The sequence below is a fragment of the Gordonia sp. CNJ-863 genome, assembly GCF_001942325.1.
Taxonomy (GTDB): Bacteria; Actinomycetota; Actinomycetes; order Mycobacteriales; family Mycobacteriaceae; genus Gordonia; species Gordonia alkanivorans.
The window spans coordinates 68,084-89,653 of sequence record NZ_MKKG01000014.1 but is presented as its reverse complement, the minus strand read 5'-3'; the positions used below and the strand labels follow the sequence as shown (position 1 = coordinate 89,653).

The window sequence follows — 21,570 nt, the reverse complement described above, 5'->3', positions numbered from 1 at the left end:
GACAGACCGGGCGAACGACGAGAACTCATCGCGTCGAGGGTCGGACTCAGCCGGCGCCGACCGTCGGGTCCAGTGCCTGCTCCAGCAGGCTGCGGCGATACGCCTCCAGCGCCACGAGATCGCCGAAGACGGCGTTGTAGCCGTCCGGGTCGTCGCTCGGGGCCATCCGGCGTAGACGGGACTTGATGTCGGCGATCTGCGAACCGACCCACACCTCCTGCAACCGGGCGAGGACGCTGGTGATGTAGCGCGCGATGTTCTCCTCATCGACGGGCATCGACTCGACGGCGAGCTCGGTGACCAGCGGGTCGATGACCGGATCGTCGACGGCGTTGCGGACGGAGTCGACCCAGGCGGCCCCACCCAGACCCGACGACGTGCCGCCGATACTGATCATCGCTTGCCGCACAATGGCATACGCGGGTTCGTCGAAGCATTCGACGGGCAGCGAGTCGAAGACGGTGCCGGCGATCGCCGGGTACTGCAGCGCAGCCTTGAGGGCTTCACGCTGCGGCCACAGCCGCGGGTCGTTCGGCTGGGGGCGTGCGGACGTCGGCGCCGCCTCCGCCTCCGGCCGGTTGCGTGCCGGAGCACCGCGCCGGCCACTGCGCCCGGAATCCCCGCCGCCTTTTGCCTTCCGGATCTTCGCGCCCTCTTCGCGCACGCGACCGAGAACCTGGCTGACTTCCTCCCAGCCGACCCAGCCGGCGAGCTGTCGGGCGTACTCGTCGCGCAGCGCGATGTCCTTGATGCGGGCAACGACGGGGACCGTGTCACGCAGGGCATGCACGCGCCCCTCGGCGGTGTCCAGGTCGTGTTCGGTGAGCAGTGTCTTGATCGCGAACTCGAACATCGGCACCCGGCGAGCGATGAGGTCGCGGACCGCGGTGTCACCCCGGGCCTGACGGAGTTCGCACGGGTCCATACCGTCGGGCGCGATGGCCACGAACGTCTGGCCGGAGATGGACTGCTCCCCCTCGAAAGCCTTGAGGGCCGCGGCCTTTCCGGCGTCGTCGCCGTCGAAGGTGTAGATCACCTCACCGCGGAAGTACGAGTCGTCCATCATCAGGCGACGGATCAGCGCGAGATGGTCTTCACCGAAGGCCGTGCCACACGAGGCGACGGCGGTGGTGACGCCGGCGAGATGCATGGCCATGACGTCGGTGTAACCCTCGACCACGACGACCTGATGCCCCTTGGCGATACTCTTCTTCGCGTGGTCGAGCCCGAACAACACCTGAGACTTCTTGTACAGCATGGTCTCCGGCGTGTTCATGTACTTGCCGAGGTTGTCATCGTCGTAGAGCTTGCGGGCACCGAAGCCGATGATGTCGCCGCCGAGATTGCGGATGGGCCAGAGGAGTCGACGGTGGAATCGGTCGATGGGACCCTTGCGGCCCTGCTTGGACAGGCCGGCCGCCTCGAGCTCACTGAACTCGAAACCCTGCGACAGCAGGGCCTTGGTCATCGTGTCCCAGCCGGCGGGCGCGTATCCGCAGCCGAACTGGACGGCGGCCGCGGCGTCGAAGTCGCGCTCGGACAGGTAGTCCCGCGCCGCCTGCGCCTCCGGGGTCTGCAAGGCTGCCTGGTAGAACTTCGCGGCAGCGGCGTTGGCGGCGACGAGTCGGGCGCGCGTGCCACGGTCCCGCTTGATCGCGGTGCCGCCACCCTCGTAGTTGATCTGGTAGCCGAGCCGGTCGGCGAGTTGCTCCACGGCCTCGACGAAGCTGACGTGCTCCTGTTTCTGCAGGAAGCTGTAGACGTCGCCGCCCTCACCGCAGCCGAAGCAGTGGAAGTGACCGTGGTTGGGACGGACGTGGAACGACGGCGACTTCTCGTCGTGGAACGGGCACAGTCCCTTGAGGCTGTCGGCGCCGGCGCGGCGCAGTGCGACGTAGTCGCCGACGATGTCCTCGATCCTCGTCTGCTCACGGATCGCCGTGATGTCACGATCGGGGATTCGGCCTGCCACGCGTCCAGTGTAGTGACCTCCCGACGCGGGGATGACCGGGCGCTTCACACACGCCGACAGCACCCGGCCGACCGACCTCACCCCAGGTGCGCCTGAGCCCCGGAGTTCTGCTTGTCGGTGCGTTCCAGGCGGCCCTCGGTCATCGACGCGATCTGGTCGACGATCACCCGCATCCGGGCGGCGTCGTCGGTTGCGGCGTTCCACCAGGGCACGAAGATCGGGTCGAGTCCGCCGGGAGCGGCTTCGGCGAACCAGTTCGCGACGCGGTGGATGCGTTCCCGCTGACGCTGCTGGGTCGACTTGTGGCGTTCGTTGGAGAAGATGAACCGCAGCGCCATGGTCTTGAGCATCGGGACCTCGGCGGCGATGAGCGGCGGCACCTCGAGGTCGGCGTCGTAGCGCGACACCGGCCGGTCCCCGACCACCGCACGGGTGCCGGTGAGGGCCGCCGACGCGAACCGCCCGATGAGCTCACTGGTCAGTCGCTTGAGGGCGACGTAGGAGTCGAGCGTGCCGTCGAAGACGCCGACCGCCCGCACGATGTCCATCTCGTAGAGTCGCTGGGCCGCGTCGACGAGTGCCTCCGGGTCGAGGCCCGGGAATTCCTTGGCGCCGATCTCGGCCATCTCCCGACGGTCCTGCGGGTCGCCGAGGCTGCGGAGGTCGATACGACCGCCGATGACGCCGTCCTCGAGGTCGTGCACGGAGTACGCGACGTCGTCGGACCAGTCCATGATCTGCGCCTCGATGCACTTCCGGGCCCCCGGGGCGTCCCGGCGAACCCAGTCCAGCGTCGCGGCATCGTCGTCGTAGGCGCCGAACTTTCCGCCGGGACTACGCCGCGTCCACGGGTACTTCAGCGTCGCGTCGAGCGACGCGCGCGTCAGATTGAGGCCCGCACTGACGCCGTCGGCGTCGAGCAGCTTCGGTTCCAGCCGCGTGAGGATGCGGAGGTTCTGCGCGTTGCCTTCGAAGCCGCCACAGTCGACGGCCACCTCGTCGAGCGCCCGTTCCCCGTTGTGCCCGTACGGCGGATGCCCGATGTCGTGGGCGAGGCCGGCGAGTTCGACGAGGTCGGGTTCGGCACCCAGGCCGATGGCGATGCCCCGCCCGATCTGACCCACCTCGAGAGAATGGGTCAGCCGGGTACGCGGGGTGTCGCCTTCGCGTGGTCCGACGACCTGTGTCTTGTCGGCCAGCCGACGCAACGCGGCAGAGTGCAGCACGCGCGCACGGTCGCGCGCGAAATCGCTGCGATGATCCGTTCGGGTGCCCGGAAGACTCGCGACCTTGGCACCCTCGGGGACATAACGTTCGACGGCCTCGTCGCCGTAGGCGGCCACGGCCGGGAGGACATGGCCGGCAGCGCCGGAACCGGATTGGGTGCTAGTCAAGCACCCAGCCCCGGCCGACCGCGAAATCGGTGACCCGCTGGCGGATGGCCACGATCTGGCGTGCGGTGAGGTCGTCGTCGGCGTCGAGGAGCAACTCGGTCAGCTCCTCGGTGAAGGCGCCTGCATCGAGCGAACCGCTGCCGCCGCGCGGGCGTCGGCTGCCGCGGTCGTCACGATCGTCACGACGGTGGCCCCGATCGCCGCGATCCCCACGACCGTGGTGCTCGTCGCGACGATGCGCACGCGCACCTGCCGAATCGTCGGCCGGAGCCGCCTCGGTCACGGCGACGTTGATCGCCTTGGAACCGCGATCGGTCTCCTCGATGTCGAACGACACCTTGGCACCCGGCTTCAGCGAGCTCTCGTCGATGTCGATGTCGTTGATGTGGAGGAACACATCGGCACCGCCCGACTCCGGCGCCAAGAACCCGAATCCCCGATTTGCGTCGTAATGAACGACTTTCCCGCTGACAGACACGACTCCACTCACTCTCTCGTCGCGCACATGACGGCCCCATGCCCTCCTCCGCGCGACAACTCGCCATCAAGTGTGACAGACATCAGCAGGTCAGGCGGAATCGTGACCGTTCCGCCACACCCCGCTACCCGGGTGTGGCGGCGGGCGATCAGGCGCCGAGCAGCTTGCCGCCGAGATATTCGGCGACCTTGTCGAGGGCCACGCGCTCCTGGCTCATGGTGTCGCGCTCACGCACGGTCACGGCCTGGTCGTCGAGGGTGTCGAAGTCGACGGTCACGCAGAACGGCGTGCCGATCTCGTCCTGACGGCGGTAACGCTTGCCGATTCCCTGCGCGTCGTCGAACTCGACGTTCCAGTGCTTGCGCAGTTCGGCGGCGAGATCGCGCGCCTTCGGCGACAGCTTCTCGTTGCGCGACAGCGGCAGGACCGCGACCTTGATCGGGGCGAGGCGACGGTCGAGGCGCAGCACCGTTCGGGTGTCGGTGCCGCCCTTGGCGTTCGGCACCTCCTCCTCGGTGTAGGCGTCGCACAGGAACGCCATCAGCGAACGGGTCAGACCGGCTGCCGGCTCGATGACGTACGGCGTGTAGCGCTCGCCGGTGGCCTGGTCGAAGAACGACAGGTCCTCACCGGAGTGCTTGCTGTGGGTCGAGAGGTCGTAGTCGGTGCGGTTCGCGACGCCTTCGAGCTCGCCCCACGGGTTGCCGGCGAAACCGAACTTGTACTCGACGTCGACGGTCCGCTTGGAGTAGTGCGACAGCTTCTCCTTGGGGTGGTCGTAGAGTCGCAGGTTCTCCGGATCGATACCCAGGTTCGTGTACCAGTTGAAGCGCTGATCGATCCAGTACTGGTGCCACTCTTCGTCTTCGCCCGGCTTGACGAAGAACTCCATCTCCATCTGCTCGAACTCGCGCGTGCGGAAGATGAAGTTGCCCGGCGTGATCTCGTTGCGGAAACTCTTGCCGATCTGCGCGATGCCGAACGGCGGCTTCTTGCGCGCGGTGGTCATCACGTTCTTGAAGTTCACGAAGATGCCCTGCGCGGTCTCCGGACGGAGGTAATGCAGCCCCTCTTCGTCGTCGACGGGGCCGAGGAAGGTCTTCATCAGACCGCTGAACGCCTTGGGCTCGGTCCAGTTGCCGGGCTGGCCGGTCTCCGGGTCGTTGATGTCGGCCAGGCCGTTCTCCGGCGGGTGGCCGTGCTTGGCCTCGTAGGCCTCGATCAGGTGATCGGCGCGGTAGCGCTTGTGGGTGTGCAGCGACTCGACGAGCGGATCGGTGAACACCTCGACGTGGCCCGACGCCTCCCAGACCTGGCGCGGCAGGATGACCGACGAGTCGAGACCGACGACGTCCTCACGGCTGATGACCATGTTCCGCCACCACTGCCGCTTGATGTTGTCCTTGAGTTCGACGCCGAGCGGGCCGTAATCCCAGGCCGACTTGGTGCCGCCGTAGATCTCACCGCACTGGTAGACCAGACCCCTGCGCTTGGCGAGGTTGACGACGGATTCCACTTTGGACTGGGCGGCCACGGTTAACTGCTCTCCACGGGTTGAGGTATTCGGCTTTTGAACTGTCCTGCTCGTGCGCGGTGCGACCGGGTGGGGTCAGCGTGCGCACGGCAACCCCTACAGACTACCGAGCGGGACCTGCGTTCGACGAAACCAGTCGGTTCGGTAGGCCGTCCACCTCCACCGGCGATGCCGCCCCGCCGGAACTGTCACAGTGGCAGGGTGATCCCTCGAGCTCGATTGCTGCCCGTCGTCGCGACCGCGGCCACGGTGGCCCTTCTCGCCGGCTGTACCGGCGACCGAACCGAGAGCCCGGTGCGCAGCGCCACCTCGGCGCCCGTCTCGACGCCGGCCGTCCAACCGCCGATCGGCGAGGTCACCCCGGCCGGTCTGGCCGACGCGGTCACCCTCGACCGCGTCATGGGGCACGTCCGAGCCTTCCAGCAGATCGCGGACAACCACGGCGGGACCCGCGCGTCGGGTACCCCCGGCTACGACGCCTCGGTCGACTACGTAGCCGGACTACTGCGCGGCGCCGGGTTCGAGGTCACGACGCCGGAGTTCAGCTACAAGCGCTACGACCTCGAGTCGGTGAAGTTCTCCGCCGACGGCCGCGACGTGAAGGGACACGTGCTCGAGTACTCGGTCGGGACCCGCGAGCCGGTCACCGCGAAACCGGTGACCGTCGCCGCTGCGGGGTGCGCACCCGCCGACTTCCCGGCCGACGTGCGCGGGGCCTTCGCGGTGATCACCCGTGGTGACTGCACCTTCACGGACAAGGCCCGCCACGCTCAGTCGGCGGGAGCGGTCGGAGTCGTCATCGTGAACAACGAAGACGGGCCGCCGTTCGGGTTGACCCTTGGCACCGAAGACGTGCCGGCCATACCCGTTCTCGCGGTGGCACGCGACGACGCCGACCAGGTGCGCGAGGCCGAGCAACTGCGGCTGGAGGTCGACGCGGAGACCACCCCGATCACGACCCGCAACATCATCGCCGAGACCCGCACCGGGACGCCCGACGACGTCGTGATGGCGGGCGCCCACCTCGACAGCGTCGTCGTAGGACCAGGCATGAACGACAACGCGAGCGGAAGTTCGGCGGTCCTCGAGACGGCGTTGCGCCTCGGGTCGTCACCCCGGGTCCCCCACCGGATGCGCTTCGCGTTCTGGGGCGGCGAGGAGGACGGTCTGGTCGGCTCCCGCGAGTACGTCGGCGGTCTCGACGCCGCCGGACGACGCGCCCTCGCGCTGTATCTGAACTTCGACATGCTCGCCTCCCCCAACGGCGGGTACTTCACCTACGACGGCGACGACTCCGAACGCAAGGGCGCCGCGGCGGGTCCGGCCGGTTCCGACGGCATCGAACGCGTCTTCGCGAAGTTCTACGCCGACCGGGGAATCCAGCTGGGCGCGGCCGATTTCGACGGTCGATCCGACTACGGTCCGTTCATCGCGGTCGGTATTCCGGCCGGCGGCGTGGCAACCGGGGCCGAGCGGAAGAAGAGCGAGAAGGAAGCCGAGATGTGGGGCGGAGAGGCCGGGGTGGCCTTCGATCCGAACTATCACAGCCCCCGCGACACGATCGACAACATCAACACCGATCTGCTGGCCGTCAACGCCGCCGCGGTCGCCCACGCGGTGGCCGCCTACGCGCTCGCGACGAACGGTCCCGACGGCGTTCCGTCGGTCGAACGGCGGCAACGGACCGAAGGCTGACTCCGCCGTCACTGATTGAAAACCATTTCCGTTAGAATGGCGGCAGTGCTGTGACGCGAGCGTTCCGGGAGGAGTGACATGTCGGCTGAACCCATCAAGGGATCCGGGCAGTTCGGCGCGTCCGGACCGGCCGACGACTCCGACGCCGCCGCACGGGAAGCCGCCGCCGATCTGTTGCGGGCTCTCGCCTCCCCCACCCGCGTCGCGATCGTGCTCTCTCTGCGTGAGCGCGTCCAGTGTGTGCACGAACTCGTCGGCCACCTCGGTCTGAGCCAGCCGCTCGTCAGCCAGCACCTTCGCGTCCTCAAGGACGCCGGCGTCGTCCGCGGCCATCGCAACGGTCGCGAGATCACCTACGAACTGCTCGACGACCACGTCGCCCACATCGTCGTCGACGCACTGGTCCACGCGAACGAGACCAACCGCGGCCCGTCGGTGGTGTCCGAATGACCGGCGTCGAGGCATCCGGCCCGCAGCCGGTCACCGGAGTCCGTTCGACGCGCCAGCGCGCGGCCATCGCCGACGCCCTCGCCGGCACCGACGACTTCTGCTCGGCCCAGGAACTCCACGAGATCCTCAAGGGCCGAGGCGAGTCCATCGGCCTGACCACCGTGTATCGCAACCTGCAGGCCCTGAGCCAGGCCGGTCAGATCGACGTCCTGTGGGACGGGTCCGGCGAAACCCGGTACCGCCACTGCTCGTCGGGACACCACCATCACCTGGTGTGCCGCAACTGCGGAACCACCGTCGAGGTGCAGGCCGACCCGGTCGAGAAGTGGGCCGCGACCATCGCCGCCGAACACGGCTTCACCGACATCAATCACACGGTCGAGGTCTTCGGCCTGTGCGCGAACTGCCAAGGGTGCCAGCGCAACTGACGCAGCGTGGAGCGACCTCAGTCCGGAAGTGCTACGTCGCCACCAGTCGCTCGGCGGCGTCGACCCCGGCGGCGAGTACGATGTGCAGGACCGTCAGCAGCGGCAGGTCGTCGAGTCGGCCCGCTGGAAATGTGTAGTACTGCAACACGTCTGTCGTGACACCGGCCGGATCGGACCGACGCAGACTCCCGAAGCTCAACTGAGCGCCGAAGGCCTCCACGTCGTCGCGCAGGGTCGGGGTGTTGGGCAGGTCCATGGCCACCATCTGGGTCACGGCGAGGACGTCGAGGCCGTCCGACAGCGTCAGCACCCGGATCGATGCACGCGTCGGACCGACCTGCACCACAACCGATTCCGCGTCGGGTCGGTCGACGGGACCGAGCTCGGCCACGATGACGGCGGTACGTTCGAGCAGTGCGGCGGCATCGGTCACGACGGGTTCACCCCACCGAAGCGACGGTCGCGGGAGGCGTACTCGAGGCACGCGTCCCACAGGTCGCGGCGGTCGAAGTCGGGGAACAGCTTCTCCTGGTAGACCATCTCGGCGTAGGCCGACTGCCACAGCAGGAAGTTCGAGATGCGCTGTTCACCCGACGGACGCAGGAACAGGTCGACGTCGGGCATGTCGGGCTCGTCGAGGTAACGCGCGAAGGTCGACTCGGTGATGCGCTCGGGATCGATCTCGCCACGTGCGGCGCGACGGGCGATCTCACGGGCGGCGTCGGCGATCTCGGCGCGGCCACCGTAGTTGACGCACATCGTCAGCGTCATCACGGTGTTGTCCTTGGTCAGTTCCTCGGCGATCTCGAGTTCGCGGATGACGCTGCGCCACAGTCGGGGTCGGCGACCCGCCCAGCGGACACGAACGCCCATCTCGTGCATCTCGTCGCGGCGCCGGCGGATGACGTCGCGGTTGAAGCCCATCAGAAAACGCACCTCTTCGGGGCTGCGCGACCAGTTCTCGGTCGAGAAGGCGTAGGCCGACAGCCATCCGACGCCCAATTCGATGCAGCCGCAGACGGTGTCCATCAGGACGGCCTCACCGCGCTTGTGTCCTTCGGTTCGCGGCAGTCCGCGGTCGGTGGCCCAGCGCCCGTTGCCGTCCATCACCAGAGCCACGTGTTTGGGCACGAACTGGGCGGGAATGGCCGGGGGCCGAGCACCGCTGGGATGGGGATCCGGGGCACGAACCTCCGTACGTGGGCTCGTCGGCTTGCGTCCCTTCGACGAACTACCCGGCCGCAACGCCATCGTCGACTCTCCTCACCCCGTCGTCCACCACTGGTTCGACACCCGTTTCCATCAGCCTATGAGGCGCCGTGCGTTCGATGAGCGGCAGGGTTCGGAGCTGACGTTCGAGATGCCATTGCAGATGCGCGGCGGTGAGGCCGCTGGCCTGGCGGCGCAGGGAGTTCGACGATTCCTCCACGTGTTCCCACTGACCGCGGAACAGCGCGTCCATGAGGTCGAGCACGCCGGGCGACGGGGTGGCCGAGCCGGGTGCCGGCAGTGCAGGCACACCGCCCCGCCGGCGGCGACGTGGAAGGCCCGGTGCGGACCGGGGTTGGCGCAGCGCGCACATTCCTCCAGCGCGGGCATCCAGCCGGCGCTGTACATGGCGCGCAGCAGGTAGGCGTCGAGGATCAGTTCCCGCGGCCGACGGTCCTCGGCCAGCGCCTGCAACGCACCCACCGTGAGGCGGTGCAGCTGGCGGGTGGGTGCGCGTTCCTCACCCGCCAGCCGCTCGGCGGTCTCGAGGACCGCGCAGGCCGTCGTGTAGCGCCCGTAATCGGCGACGATCGCGTCGGTGAGGGCGTGCAGGCTGTGCACCTGGGTGACGACGTCGAGGCTGCGACCCGGGTACAGATGCACGTCGATGTGGGCGAAGGGTTCGAGACGGGCGCCGAACTTCGACCGTGTCCGGCGCACCCCCTTGGCGACCGCGCGCACGAGCCCGTGCTCCGCGGTCAGCAGGGTGATGATGCGGTCGGCTTCGCCCAGCTTGTGCTGGCGGAGCACGACGGCCTCATCCCGGTAGAACCTCACCCGCCGATTGTCCCACCGTCCACCGACACCGCCGACCCCGACATGCCCTTCCGATACGCCCTTCGCAAGCTCGGGTCTACTCGAGCAGCAGTGGGTCAGCGCGGGCTGATGTCGAACGAGGTGAGCGGACGCAGCAGCGACCGTTTCTTCTCGACGTGGCCGCCCATCCGGTCGAGGATCGAGGTGAGCGCCTCGATGGCCTCGACGATGTACGGACCTTTGTTCAACATGACCCCCTCGGCACGGCGGCTCATCGCGGCGTCGGTGACCTCAGCACGAGACGGAACACCCTTCTTCGCCAGGCCGTCGAGAACCTGCGTGGCCCAGATGACCGGAATGTGCGCGGCCTCGCAGAGCCACAGGATCTCCTCCTGCACCTCGGCCAGCCGGCCGAACCCGACCTCCACGGCGAGGTCCCCTCGCGCGATCATCACGCCGACCGCATCCCATCGCATCGCCTCGAAGAGCATCTGCGGCAGCGATTCGAACGCGGCGCGGGTCTCGACCTTGAGCACGATCCCGACGTTCCGGGCGTCGAGGCGCTCGAGTTCGGCGATGAGGTCGGCGACATCCTCCGGCGACCGGACGAACGAGAAGTTGACCATGTCCGCGTGCGTCGCCACGAACTCGAGAGCTGCGCGGTCCTCCGGTGTCAGCGCGGGGATGTGGAGAGTGGTGTCCGGGAGGTTGACGCCCTTCTCGGCTCGCAGTTTGGTGCCCTTCGGGCCGGCGCGTTCGATGTCGACGACGATCTCGTCGTCGAACCTCTCGCGCACGCGTCCGGCGATCTTCCCGTCGTCGAACAGCACCCGGTGCCCCGGTTCGACATCGTCGAAGGCGTTCCCGAGTTCGCATCCGATCCGATGTGGTCCGACCCTGGTCGCGGGTGAGGGCGCGAGGTCACGCTGGAGTCGGATCTCGTCGCCGGTGCGGATCAGCAGATGCTGGCGCTTCTCCGGCAAATCCCCGACGACGAGAGCCTTTCCGCGGAGCCGTTTTCCCGTGATCGACGCCCCGGTCCGGTAGTAGACGGTGCGATCGCATTCGCCGTCGATCCCGGCCTCGGACACCGCGACGACGTCCAGGCGTCGACGGCGACCGCGTGCGTCGCGAAGCCGGAGTCGGTCGCCCTGGCACACCGCGCCGAGGTCGTCGACCGGGATGATCGCGTCGATGCCGTCGGGCAGGGCGTGATCGGGATCGGGCGGGGTCGTACTCATCCGCACCCGTGATCGGCGTTCGACGGTCCCGTCGTCGGCTCGGACGGGTTTCACCTTGACGACCTTCGGTCCCGGCTCGAGCGGTCCGGTGCGGAGTTTGGGCCCGGCCAGATCCATCGCGACACGCACGCGCCCGGGGAGTCCGCGCACCGACTCGATCATCCGCGCCCATCCGGCGGGTCCGTCGTGGGCGCAGTTCACCCGTGCCACATCCATCCCGGCCTCGCCCATGCGTCGCACCAGATCCGGGTCGTCGGCGGCCTGGGTCGGCATCGTGACCATCACCCGGCTGGCTCGTCTACCGTGCTCGTCGCCGGGCCGGTCGGCGGTCACGTCGTCGGCCCCACCCGGGTGCACGCTGCCCAACAACTGGTCGCGGTTGGCGCCGAGAACCCGTACCCCGTCGGAGAGATCACCCCAGATCGGGTGTCTGCGTCTGCCTGCGGCGAGGGCGTCGACGGTCTCGATGACCGTCTCGATCCAGGAGTAGACGATCGATTCCATCCGGCCGAGACTCGACAACCCGTGGGCGGCCATCGACGACTGCAGCGGACGCAGATCCCGCCGTCGCACCGTGACGTAGTGCACGAGGTTGCGCGCGCTCTGCCGATGCTGTTCGGCCACCGCGGAGATCAGCGGCCCCGCGAGCTCTTCCGCACGGTCGAGCTCGTCCCGCAGGTCGTGCAAAGCGGCCGACATCTCCGCGATCGACATCTCCACCGACGTACCCATGCATCCACCGTGCCAGGTTTCCGCGCAAGGGGGCGGGGCGTAGAACCCGGTCAGCCCGCGTTGACGATCTTGTCGAGCTTCGGCGGGAGCGTCATGCCACCCGGGTAGCGGTGCCAACCCTTGCGGTCGTAGTACTTGGTGCCGAGCAGACCCAGCAGCACGCCGAGGAGCAGGCCGATGAAGCACTGGACGACCGACCGCGCGAGCCCGGCGGACAGGTCGGCGTCGAAGTACAGGACCGACCGAACGCCGAGGTAGATGACGTGCATCGGCTCGATCGCCGCGATCCACTCGAAGAACCGCGGACTCGCCTCGAGCGGCAGTGTTCCGCCCGACGACGGCAGGCCGAACACGACGAAGAACACGAGATTGAACAGCAGGCCGGCGTTGCCGAACACGGCCATCATCGCGCTCGCGCTCACCCCGACCGCGAAGATCGCGAGGATCGAGATCAGCCACAGCACGAAGGCGTTCGGCAGTGACGTACCCACCCACGAGCCCACCGCGATGAACAGGGTCGAGAGCACCACCGAGACGAGGAACATGATGGTCCACTTGGCGGCGAGCGTCGCCCAGCGGCTGATCGCGAGACGTTCGCGGAGTTGGTAGAACGGGCCGTACTCGATGGGCGTCTGACCGAGCATGCCGTCGACGACGATGCTCACCATCATCGCGCCGGTGAAGCCGGCCAGCACCAGGAGCAGCGTGAGGTAGAACGCCGACAATCCGTTTCCGGCGCCCTGCGGCAGCGGCGTCGGCTCCGACACCGAGACCGAGACCGGACTCGCCAGCGCGAGCTGAGCGGCACCGGTGAACGTGACGTCGTTGCGGTCGAGCTGCTCGCGCACCTGCGCGGTCAGCTGCTGCCCGACCTCGGCGTTGACCCGCGTGGTCACCTGCTCGGCGAACGTCGTGGTGATCGACGACGCGAAGGCGCCGGACCCGCGGTTGATGAAGATGTCGATGGCGGGGCGCGTCGCTGCGCCGGGAGCACCGTCGAACGTCCCAGCGCGACTGCACGATTGGTGAAGTTCGAACCGATGATGACGACGCCGTACACCTTGCCGCTGTTCAGTTCGCCGAGAGCGGTCGACCGATCGGTGCGCCGGACGACGATGCCGTTGTCGGCGGCCGAGGAGATGATGCCGTCGGCGACCTGACCGCCGATGTTCTGCTCGGTGGCCTTGCCGTCGGCGCCGGTCACCTCGCCGCCGGAGTCCTCGTTGACGAGGGCGATCGGGAAGTCGTGGAGGTGGCGCTGCGGGTCGACGACGGCCGACATGTACAGCGCGGCCATGAGCGAGAACAGCACCGCGACGAGGATCAGCGGAGCGAGCCAGAACCGGGGCGATCCGAGCACCCCGGCGATGGTCCGTCCGGTCGGTTCCTCGACCTCCGGCGCCTCGTGCGCTCCGCGACCTGTGTCGGAGGTCTCCTGCGACTCGTGCGTTCCCATCGACGTACCTCCCCCGCGGCCCTTGTCCGCGAGGACGGTGCCGTCAATCTTCTCGTCTAGAAGCCCAGTCGGCGGAGCTGCTTGGGGTCGCGTTGCCAGTCCTTCGCGACCTTCACGTGCAGATCCAGGTAGACCTTGGTCCCCAGCAACCGCTCGATCTGTGCGCGCGCAACTGTACCGACCTCTTTCAGGCGCGCTCCCTTGCGCCCGATGATGATGCCCTTCTGGCTGTCCCGCTCGACGAAGAGCACCGCGTGGACGTCGACCATCGGTGGCTGGTCCGGTCGCCGGTCCTCGCGGTCGATGACCTCCTCGATCACCACGGCGAGCGAATGCGGCAGCTCGTCATGGACGCCCTCGAGCGCGGCCTCGCGGATGAACTCGGCCATGAGAACCTGTTCGGGTTCGTCGGTGAGCTCACCGTCGGGATAGAACGCCGGGCCCTCTTCCATGAGGCTGACGAGCAGGTCGCTCAGGACGTCGAGTTGCTTGCCCGACTTGGCCGACACGGGCACCACCTCGGCGTCGGGGCCGAGGAGTTCGGAGAGCGCCATGAGCTGTTTGGCGACCTGTTCGGGGCCGACCCGGTCGATCTTGGTGACGACGCCGAGAAGCGTGGTGCGCGGAGCCATCTCGCGGACCTGCGAGATGATCCAGCGGTCGCCGGGGCCGATCGCCTCGTCGGCCGGGATGCAGACGCCGATCACGTCGACCTCGGAGTACGTGTCGCGGACCAGCTCGTTGAGCCGCTTGCCGAGCAGGGTGCGCGGCCGGTGCAGTCCCGGGGTGTCGACGAGGATGAGCTGCGCGTCGGGCCGGTTGACGATGCCGCGGATGGTGTGGCGTGTGGTCTGCGGCCGGTTGGAGGTGATCGCGATCTTCTCCCCCACCAACGCGTTGGTGAGCGTCGACTTGCCGGTGTTGGGGCGGCCGACGAAACAGACGAAGCCGGAACGGAACTCGGGGGCGGACTCAGACATCGGCGCCGCCGAGTCGCTGCTGCGGCCGGCCGGCGGCATCGGTGACGTACATGTAGGCCTGCGGGCTCAGTTCGTGCAGGGTCGCGAGACCGGGATCGTCGGCGTCGCCGTTGACGAGCACCGCCGCTTCGAAGGCGGTGGCCCCACTCGAGATCGCCGAGGCGACCGCGACCTGCAGGCCGCTGAGCGTGAGGGTCTTGGTGCGGACCTCGGCCCCCGCATAGGTGCGGCCGTCGCCGTCACGAACGGCCGCTCCGGAACGCGCCTCGGCACGCGCGAGTGCTCCGCGGGCGAGCACCACGAGCTTCTGATCCTCGTCGGCGAGGGTCTCGGTCACTGATTCATCCTTGCTGTCGGTTGCTCGTGGTTGTTGCGGTGGGCCTCGTCCTCGTGTTCGCGGGCCGCGGTCCGGTCATGGCGACCCTGCCGGCCGGAATGCCCTCGACCGCCGGAGGATTCGTGGCGCTGCGAATCCTGGCCGTCGGCACCGGACCCGGGGACGCGCGTGACGAGGACCGTGATGATGCGTTGGCGTCCCTTGCGATTGGGACCGCCCTCGGCCACGAGCTGCAGGCCGTGCGACTTGACCCGGGCTCCGGGCAGCGGGACCCGGCCGAGTTCGAGCGCGACGAGTCCGCCGACCGTCTCGACCTCTTCCTCCTCGATCTCGACGTCGAACAGCTCGCCGAGATCCTCGACAGGAAGGCGCGCCGACACACGGTACGATCCGTCGCCGAGATCCTCGACGGGTGCGAGTTCGTCGGTGTCGTATTCGTCGGTGATCTCGCCGACGATCTCCTCGAGGACGTCCTCGATCGTCACCAGCCCGGCGATGCCGCCGTACTCGTCGACGAGGATCGCCATGTGGTTGCGCGTGAGCTGCATGTCGGCGAGAACCTTGTCGAGCGGCTTGGAATCCGGGATGAACTCCGCGTCGCGCATGATGTCGGAGACGCGCAGCGTGGTCGGGTCGGTCCGCGTGGCGACCGTCCGCTGGACCATGTCCTTGAGGTAGACGATCCCCAGCACGTCGTCGGTGTTCTCGCCGATGACCGGGATACGCGAATGCCCCGACCGTGTCGCGAGATTGGTGGCCTGCAGGACGTTCTTGTCGGCCTCGATCCAGACCATCTCCGGCCGCGGCACCATGACCTCGCGTGCGCTGGTGTCGCCGAGATCGAAGACCGAGTGGATCATCCGGCGCTCGTCGGCGGCCACCACACCCCGCGCCTCGGCGAGGTCGACGACCTCGCGCAGCTCGATCTCGGTGGCGAACGGGCCGTTTCGGAAGCCGCGGCCCGGGGTCAGGGCGTTACCGATGAGGATCAGCAGGCGGGTCACCGGCTTCAGCAGGATGCCCAGCGCCGACAACAGGTACGACGTCGACAGCGCGATCGTGTACGCGTGCTGGCGGCCGAGGGTGCGCGGCCCGACGCCCATGGCGACATAGGAGATGACCGTCATGGCGGTGATCGCCACGACGAGACCCCAACCGACGCCGAGCCATCGGGTCGCCGCCACGGCGATCAGTGCGGCGGCCGCGGCCTCGCAGGCCACTCGCAGCAGGACCACGAGCCCGAGGTAGGTGGCGCGGGAGTCGAGGATGATCGCGAGGCGGCGTGCGCCGGCCCGACCTTCCCGGACCATGTCGTCGACGCGGGCGTGGAGACAGTCGAGACCGCGGTGTCGACTGCGGCGAACAAACCGCCGAGCCCGATCAGTACGACTGCGGCCACGATGAACCAATAGTCGGAGGGCACGCTCAGTCCTCCTCGGACCGTCCGGTCGTCCCCGCGTCCCCGGACCCCGCTTCGGTTCCGGTGAATCCGATGTTGGACAGCAGCCGCGAATCACGGTCGGTCTGGCGCTGATCCTGCGCGCGCCGGTGCCGGTCGGCGTAGAAGGCGTCGAGGATCTCGTTCTGCAGCCCGAACATCTCGCGCTCTTCCTCGGGCTCGGCGTGGTCGTAGCCGAGGAGATGGAGCACGCCGTGGATGGTGAGCATCGCGAGTTCGTGCTCGAAGGAGCGCCGCGCTTCGCGAGCCTGCTTCCGGGCGAACTCGGGACACAGCACGATGTCGCCGAGGATCGCCGGACCGAGATCGGTGGCGTCGGGACGGCCGCCCGGGACGAGCTCGTCCATCGGGAAGCTCATCACATCGGTGGGTCCGGGAAGATCCATCCACTGCACGTGCATGTCGGCCATGGTGTCCTCGTCGACGCAGAGGACCGACAGCAGCGCGCCGGGGTTCACGTCCATCGCGTTCACCGCGAACCGCGCGGCGTCGATGATCAGCTCGGCCGGGACCTCGACCCCGGACTCGTTGGCCAGTTCGATGCTCATGAGCGACGCCCCTGAGAAGCCGCACGACGCGCCGCGCGGTTGCCGCCGATCGCGGCGTCGATGCGTGCACCGGTGCGCTGATTCTCCTCCGCGCGACCGTAGGCGTCGACGATGTCGGCGACCAGGCGGTGCCGGACGACGTCCTGGCTGGTGAGCCGGGAGAAGTGGATGTCGTCGATGCCCTCGAGGATCGCGGTCGCCGCCATCAGGCCGCTCTTCGCACCGCCCGGGAGGTCGACCTGGGTCACGTCACCGGTGACGACCACCTTGGAGCCGAAGCCCAGGCGCGTCAGGAACATCTTCATCTGCTCGCTCGTCGTGTTCTGCGCCTCGTCGAGGATGATGAAGGCGTCGTTGAGCGTGCGGCCGCGCATGTAGGCCAGCGGAGCCACCTCGATGACCCCGGCTGCCATCAGCTTCGGGATCGCCTCGGGGTCCATCATGTCGTGCAGGGCGTCGTACAACGGACGCAGATACGGGTCGATCTTCTCGCTCAGCGTGCCCGGCAGGAAGCCCAGGCGTTCGCCGGCCTCGACGGCCGGGCGGGTGAGGATGATGCGGTTGACCGACTTCGACTGCAGGGCCTGCACGGCCTTGGCCATCGCGAGATAGGTCTTGCCGGTGCCGGCCGGACCCAGCCCGAACACGATGGTGTTGTCGTCGATGGCGTCGACGTAGTGTTTCTGGTTCAGCGTCTTGGGCCGGATCGTCTTGCCGCGGCGCGAGAGGATGTCCAGCGACAGCACCTCGGCGGGCGATTCCTGGCCGCCGTCGGAGAGCATCGACACGCTGTGCCGGACGAGGTCCGGGGTCAGCGGGGTGCCACGTCCGACGAGGTCGGTGAGTTCGGCGATGACGCGTTCGGAGGCGGCGACATCGGCGGGCTCGCCGGTCAACGTCACCTGGTTGCCGCGCACGTGGATGTCGGCGGGAAGCAGCTGCTCGAGCGTCCGAAGGTTGACGTCACTGGCGCCGAGCAGCCCGAACACCACTCCGGGAGAGACTTCGACGTTGGATGTGACCCCAGACCGGCGCGGCTGCGTACGGCTGGATTGCCCGCTCGGGTCGGGGTTGTCGTCACTCACGTATGAAATCACTCCTGGGGTCTGCGGTTGTGGACTGCACGGGTCCGTCACCCCACAGTGGGGATTCACTGAAGGAAACGTGCAGTTGTGTGGTCAGTGTATCGCTATGCAACAGCCGATCAGCAGGCAATATTTCGGGACCGTCTCAGCGGTCCGCTGCCGGTTGCCCCATCGACGCCAACCGACGCAGAGCCCGACCGTCGGCCAGCTCGGCACGATCGTCGGGACTGGAGGCGTAGTAGTCCAGGAAGTCCAGCAGGGGTAGGGCTCCACTGGCGAAGAGATCGGCGGTGATGCGCACAGAACGTTGAGCCTGCAGATACGCCGGTGCAAATGGACCCCGGTAGAAAATGTCGACGCCGGCCCGTGCACGATCCTTCAGGACAACATCGATCTCCGGGTTCTTCCCGTCTGCAAGAGGAACGATGTCCGCGACATCATCCCACGTGACCGTCTGTTTCAGCCGAAACCCGTTGGTGGACAGCCCATCTGGGGAAACCTCAACGCCGGGATACCGCAGAAATCCCGCCGCGAACCAAGTCAGCGCACCAACCGCGTAGCTGGCAACCGCGGCAGCGGCCAGGGGCAAGATCAACTTCTGCCCAGAGCTCATCGAGAAGTCGAACTGTCCAAGCCAGGTACCGACGGCGAACAAGCCGGACGAGATGGCGATGAAAGTCATAGCCATGCGGTAGGCCACGCGAAGTCCACGCGATGTCGAGAACCGAACCCCACCCGGAACCGAATCAGCCGTCCCTGGCGCCGCGATGGACCGTGCACGGTTCTTCAAGACGAGCACAGACGCCCAGAGCACGGCTGCGCAGGCCGCCGACGCGCACACGTAGAACGCCCCGTCCACAAAGCGACTGTCAGCCAGCGATCGCGCCAGGTGCCACAGCCAGAACAGTCCGAGGGCTCCGAAGAGGGCCAAGGCCACATACGTCCGTCGGGTGTGGACGCGAATCCTCGCCCATTCGGGTACCGGTGTGGACTGGTCGGTCATGCCAAGTGACTATGCCCGCTCCGACGGCAAGCCATATCCCTAGATCCCCAGCACCCGGATCGTCTGCCGCGCACAATCGGTGCGCGGGTCGACGAACGCCTCATGACCTTCACCGGGTACGACGATCAGTTCGGCCGACTGTCCGCGGGAGATCGCGTCGTCGACGTACCGGCGGCTCACCACGTCGGGCACGAGGTCGTCGTCGTCACCGGTGATCGCGACGACGTGCGCGTCGAAGACCGGCGCGAGCATGGGCGATGCCTCTTCGTAGCGGCGCGGTGACTCGCTGTACGGGCGGCCCATCAGGGCGCGCAGGGATTCCTTGTCTGCCGCGGAGACGGTGTCGAGGACCGCTGCCTGGGCCACGACGGTGGTGATGGTGGTCGAGGCGGTACGTGCGCCGAGCTTGCCGACGGCCCACACTGCGAGCTGGCCTCCGGCCGAATGCCCGACGACGCCCACCGAGGAGAAGTCGATCGCGCGGAGGTCGACGTCCTGTTCTTGCAGCGCATCGCGCACCGAGCCGTCGAGGGCCCGGATCGCCTCGACCACGTCGCGCCCGGTGTTCGGCCAGCCGCCGCCCGGTTCCCCGACGCGGCGGTACTCGATGTTCCACACGACCGCACCGCGTTCGGCCATCGTGCGGGCGACTGCGGTCTGGATCGTCGAACCGTACTCCACCGACCACGAGCCGCCGTGGACGAGCACGACCACCCGGGCCGGCGTCGCGGGGTCGAGGCCGTCACGCGGGAGGTATACGTGGCCGAATTGGGAAGGCTCGGTGCCGTATTCGATCTTGGTGCGTCGTACGGCGCAGCGTCGGACGGTACTCATCGCGACCACCGTCCGGTCAGCACACCGATCGCACCCAGCGCGACCGCGGCCGCCGTCGAGGTACGCAGCACCTCCGGGCCGAGCACCACCGAATGGGCACCGAGCGCGGTCAGGTCGGCGACCTCGGCGTCGTCGAGTCCGCCTTCGGGACCGACGACGAGCACGATCTCGCTCGCATCGGCGAGCGGCAGTTCGGCGAGGGGCCGCGCCGCCTCCTCGTGCAGCACGGCGACCACACCGCCGGCGGCGACCGCGTCGGCGCACCGCGCGCGGACGTCGATGGTGGTGGCGAGGTCGGTGACCTCGGGAATCCAGGGTCGGCGGCTCTGCTTGGCGGCAGCCGACGCCGCGGCCCGCCACTTGGCAACGCCCTTGTCCGCCTTGCCCGTCCACCGTGCGACACAGCGCATCGCCTGCCAGGGCACGATCACGTCGATGCCGGCCTCGGTCGCGAGATCGACGGCCAGCTCAGACCGTTCGGACTTCGGCAAGGCCTGCACAAGGGTCACCTGCGGGGCGGGACGCGCCTGGAAGGAGAACTCACGCACCGACGCGACGAGGGTGCCCTTGCCGGTGATCTCCCGGATCTCGCATCCGGCCACCGATCCCGCGCCGTCGCCGACGAGGATGCGCTCCCCCACCCCGAGGCGCGCGACCGTCACCGCATGCCGGCCCTCCGGCCCGCTGAGGATGAGGTCGGCACCCGGGGCAGGGACGGAGTCCGCCCAGAAAAGCGGTGGGCTCACTTGCCTGCGAATGCGTTGCGCAGTCGTGAGAAGAGTCCGCCCGGGGCGGCCGCGGCCGACGTGTTGACCACCTCGATCTCGTCCTGCGCCACCTTCTTGAGCTTCTTGAGCGCGTCGGTCTGGGCACTGTCGAGCTTGGTCGGCACCACCACGTCGAGATGGACGTGCAGGTTTCCGCGGACACCCGAGCTGACGTGCGGCATACCCTGGCCGCGCAGCTTGACCACCTGGCCGGGCTGCGTGCCCGGGTCGATCTTGACGGTGACGGGATCGCCGAGAATGGTCTCGACGTCGAACTCGGCACCGAGCGCGGCGTCGACCATCGGGACCTTCAGGGTGCAGTGCAGGTCGTCCTTGTCGCGCAAGAAGACCTCGTGCGGCCGCTCGGTGACCTCGACGTAGAGGTCGCCGGCCGGACCGCCGCCGGGGCCGACCTCGCCCTGGCCGCTGAGCCGGACGCGCATGCCGCTCTCGATGCCGGCCGGGATGCGGACGGTCATGGTGCGACGCGAACGCACGCGACCGTCGCCGCCGCACTTGTGGCAGGGATCGGGGATGACCTCGCCGACGCCGTGGCAGGTCGGGCACTCGCGGACGGTCATGACCTGACCGAGGAACGAGCGCTGCACCGACTGGATCTCGCCGGCACCGTGGCAGGTGTCGCAGGCGACCGGTTTGCTGTCGCCGTTGGTTCCCGACCCGGTGCACGCGTCGCACAGGATCGCGGTGTCGACGGTGATCTCCTTGTTGACGCCCTGGGCGCACTCGGCGAGATCGAGCTTGAGGTTGACGAGCGCGGGCTCACCCGGCTGGACGCGCGAGCGGGGACCGCGTCCCGACCCGAAACCGCCGCCACCGCCGAAGGCGCCGCCGTTGCCGAAGAAGGCTTCGAAGACGTCGCCGAATCCGCCGCCTCCGCCGCCGAATCCGCCGAACCCCCCGGCACCCGCACCCGCGAGGGGGTCGCCACCGGCGTCGACGATGCGGCGCTTCTCCGGATCGGTCAGCACCTCGTACGCGGTGCTGACCTCCTTGAACTCGTCCTCCATGCCCGGGTTGACGTCGGGATGCAGTTCGCGTGCCTTCTTGCGGTAGGCGCGCTTGAGCTCCTGGTCACTGGCACCCTTCGCCACACCCAGGATTGCGTAATAGTCACGTGCCACGGTTGTAGTG

At 68.2% G+C, this 21,570-nt stretch carries 18 protein-coding genes and 3 pseudogenes; 3 read left to right on the top strand and 18 right to left on the bottom strand.

What is annotated here, in order from left to right; translation table 11 throughout:
- Positions 1-46: 46 nt before the first annotated feature.
- From dnaG to BJF87_RS09490, 4 genes are all read right to left on the bottom strand, one after another.
- Complete coding sequence (gene dnaG / locus BJF87_RS09505) at positions 47-1,972, bottom strand: DNA primase (RefSeq protein WP_075862993.1); 1,926 nt, start codon at positions 1,970-1,972, stop codon at positions 47-49.
- Between the two features lie 77 nt (positions 1,973-2,049).
- Complete coding sequence (locus BJF87_RS09500; RefSeq protein WP_075862986.1) at positions 2,050-3,366, bottom strand: deoxyguanosinetriphosphate triphosphohydrolase; 1,317 nt, start codon at positions 3,364-3,366, stop codon at positions 2,050-2,052.
- On the bottom strand, positions 3,359-3,844 hold the full coding sequence (locus tag BJF87_RS09495) for a cold-shock protein (RefSeq protein ID WP_042376324.1): 486 nt from the start codon (positions 3,842-3,844) through the stop codon (positions 3,359-3,361). Before BJF87_RS09495 ends, BJF87_RS09500 begins: the two co-directional genes overlap by 8 nt.
- Positions 3,845-3,992: 148 nt before the next feature.
- Positions 3,993-5,378 carry a glycine--tRNA ligase gene (locus BJF87_RS09490; RefSeq protein ID WP_006356756.1) on the bottom strand — a complete coding sequence of 462 codons (1,386 nt, stop codon included), beginning with the start codon at positions 5,376-5,378 and terminating at the stop codon, positions 3,993-3,995.
- Positions 5,379-5,579: 201 nt separating this feature from the next.
- On the opposite strand from BJF87_RS09490, the gene BJF87_RS09485 reads away from it, so the two are divergent.
- The 3 genes from BJF87_RS09485 to BJF87_RS09475 all read left to right on the top strand — a co-directional run bounded on the left by BJF87_RS09485 (position 5,580) and on the right by BJF87_RS09475 (position 7,951).
- On the top strand, positions 5,580-7,073 hold the full coding sequence (locus BJF87_RS09485) for a M28 family peptidase (protein WP_262338920.1): 1,494 nt from the start codon (positions 5,580-5,582) through the stop codon (positions 7,071-7,073).
- Positions 7,074-7,151: 78 nt separating this feature from the next.
- The gene (locus tag BJF87_RS09480) at positions 7,152-7,523 is read left to right on the top strand and encodes a helix-turn-helix transcriptional regulator (protein WP_006356731.1); all 372 of its coding nucleotides are present in this window, start codon (positions 7,152-7,154) and stop codon (positions 7,521-7,523) included.
- Complete coding sequence (locus BJF87_RS09475; protein ID WP_005199285.1) at positions 7,520-7,951, top strand: Fur family transcriptional regulator; 432 nt, start codon at positions 7,520-7,522, stop codon at positions 7,949-7,951. The genes BJF87_RS09480 and BJF87_RS09475 overlap by 4 nt, the downstream gene beginning before the upstream one ends.
- 31 nt (positions 7,952-7,982) lie before the next feature.
- Here BJF87_RS09475 and BJF87_RS09470 read toward each other — a convergent pair whose 3' ends face one another.
- The 14 genes and pseudogenes from BJF87_RS09470 to dnaJ all read right to left on the bottom strand — a co-directional run bounded on the left by BJF87_RS09470 (position 7,983) and on the right by dnaJ (position 21,560).
- Positions 7,983-8,384: a hypothetical protein gene (locus tag BJF87_RS09470; protein WP_006356730.1), complete on the bottom strand. Its 402-nt coding sequence runs from the start codon at positions 8,382-8,384 to the stop codon at positions 7,983-7,985.
- Positions 8,381-9,202 carry an isoprenyl transferase gene (locus tag BJF87_RS09465; RefSeq protein WP_006356729.1) on the bottom strand — a complete coding sequence of 274 codons (822 nt, stop codon included), beginning with the start codon at positions 9,200-9,202 and terminating at the stop codon, positions 8,381-8,383. The genes BJF87_RS09470 and BJF87_RS09465 overlap by 4 nt, the downstream gene beginning before the upstream one ends.
- A pseudogene (recO, locus tag BJF87_RS09460) lies at positions 9,183-9,997 on the bottom strand (DNA repair protein RecO). Before recO ends, BJF87_RS09465 begins: the two are co-directional and overlap by 20 nt.
- Positions 9,998-10,092: 95 nt before the next feature.
- Positions 10,093-11,949, bottom strand: a complete 1,857-nt coding sequence (locus BJF87_RS09455; protein WP_006356727.1) for a pyruvate kinase — start codon at positions 11,947-11,949, stop codon at positions 10,093-10,095.
- Positions 11,950-11,999: 50 nt separating this feature from the next.
- Positions 12,000-13,405, bottom strand: a pseudogene (locus tag BJF87_RS09450) (YhgE/Pip domain-containing protein).
- Positions 13,406-13,461: 56 nt separating this feature from the next.
- Entirely contained in the window at positions 13,462-14,385 is a 924-nt protein-coding gene (gene era, locus BJF87_RS09445; protein ID WP_006356725.1) for a GTPase Era, read from the bottom strand.
- The gene (locus BJF87_RS09440) at positions 14,378-14,722 is read right to left on the bottom strand and encodes a cytidine deaminase (protein ID WP_075862985.1); all 345 of its coding nucleotides are present in this window, start codon (positions 14,720-14,722) and stop codon (positions 14,378-14,380) included. Before BJF87_RS09440 ends, era begins: the two co-directional genes overlap by 8 nt.
- Positions 14,719-16,145, bottom strand: a pseudogene (locus BJF87_RS09435) (hemolysin family protein). The gene BJF87_RS09440 and the pseudogene BJF87_RS09435 overlap by 4 nt, the downstream one beginning before the upstream one ends.
- A 2-nt stretch (positions 16,146-16,147) precedes the next feature.
- Entirely contained in the window at positions 16,148-16,729 is a 582-nt protein-coding gene (ybeY, locus tag BJF87_RS09430) for an rRNA maturation RNase YbeY (RefSeq protein ID WP_006356722.1), read from the bottom strand.
- A complete protein-coding gene (locus BJF87_RS09425; RefSeq protein WP_075862984.1) occupies positions 16,726-17,814 on the bottom strand; it encodes a PhoH family protein in 1,089 nt (362 codons plus the stop codon). Before BJF87_RS09425 ends, ybeY begins: the two co-directional genes overlap by 4 nt.
- A 145-nt stretch (positions 17,815-17,959) precedes the next feature.
- Positions 17,960-18,817 carry a hypothetical protein gene (locus tag BJF87_RS26625; protein ID WP_262338917.1) on the bottom strand — a complete coding sequence of 286 codons (858 nt, stop codon included), beginning with the start codon at positions 18,815-18,817 and terminating at the stop codon, positions 17,960-17,962.
- Between the two features lie 39 nt (positions 18,818-18,856).
- The gene (locus BJF87_RS09415; protein WP_075862991.1) at positions 18,857-19,651 is read right to left on the bottom strand and encodes a S9 family peptidase; all 795 of its coding nucleotides are present in this window, start codon (positions 19,649-19,651) and stop codon (positions 18,857-18,859) included.
- On the bottom strand, positions 19,648-20,397 hold the full coding sequence (locus BJF87_RS09410) for a 16S rRNA (uracil(1498)-N(3))-methyltransferase (RefSeq protein WP_075862983.1): 750 nt from the start codon (positions 20,395-20,397) through the stop codon (positions 19,648-19,650). Before BJF87_RS09410 ends, BJF87_RS09415 begins: the two co-directional genes overlap by 4 nt.
- Positions 20,394-21,560: a molecular chaperone DnaJ gene (gene dnaJ, locus BJF87_RS09405; protein WP_006359134.1), complete on the bottom strand. Its 1,167-nt coding sequence runs from the start codon at positions 21,558-21,560 to the stop codon at positions 20,394-20,396. The genes BJF87_RS09410 and dnaJ overlap by 4 nt, the downstream gene beginning before the upstream one ends.
- Positions 21,561-21,570 lie beyond the last annotated feature (10 nt).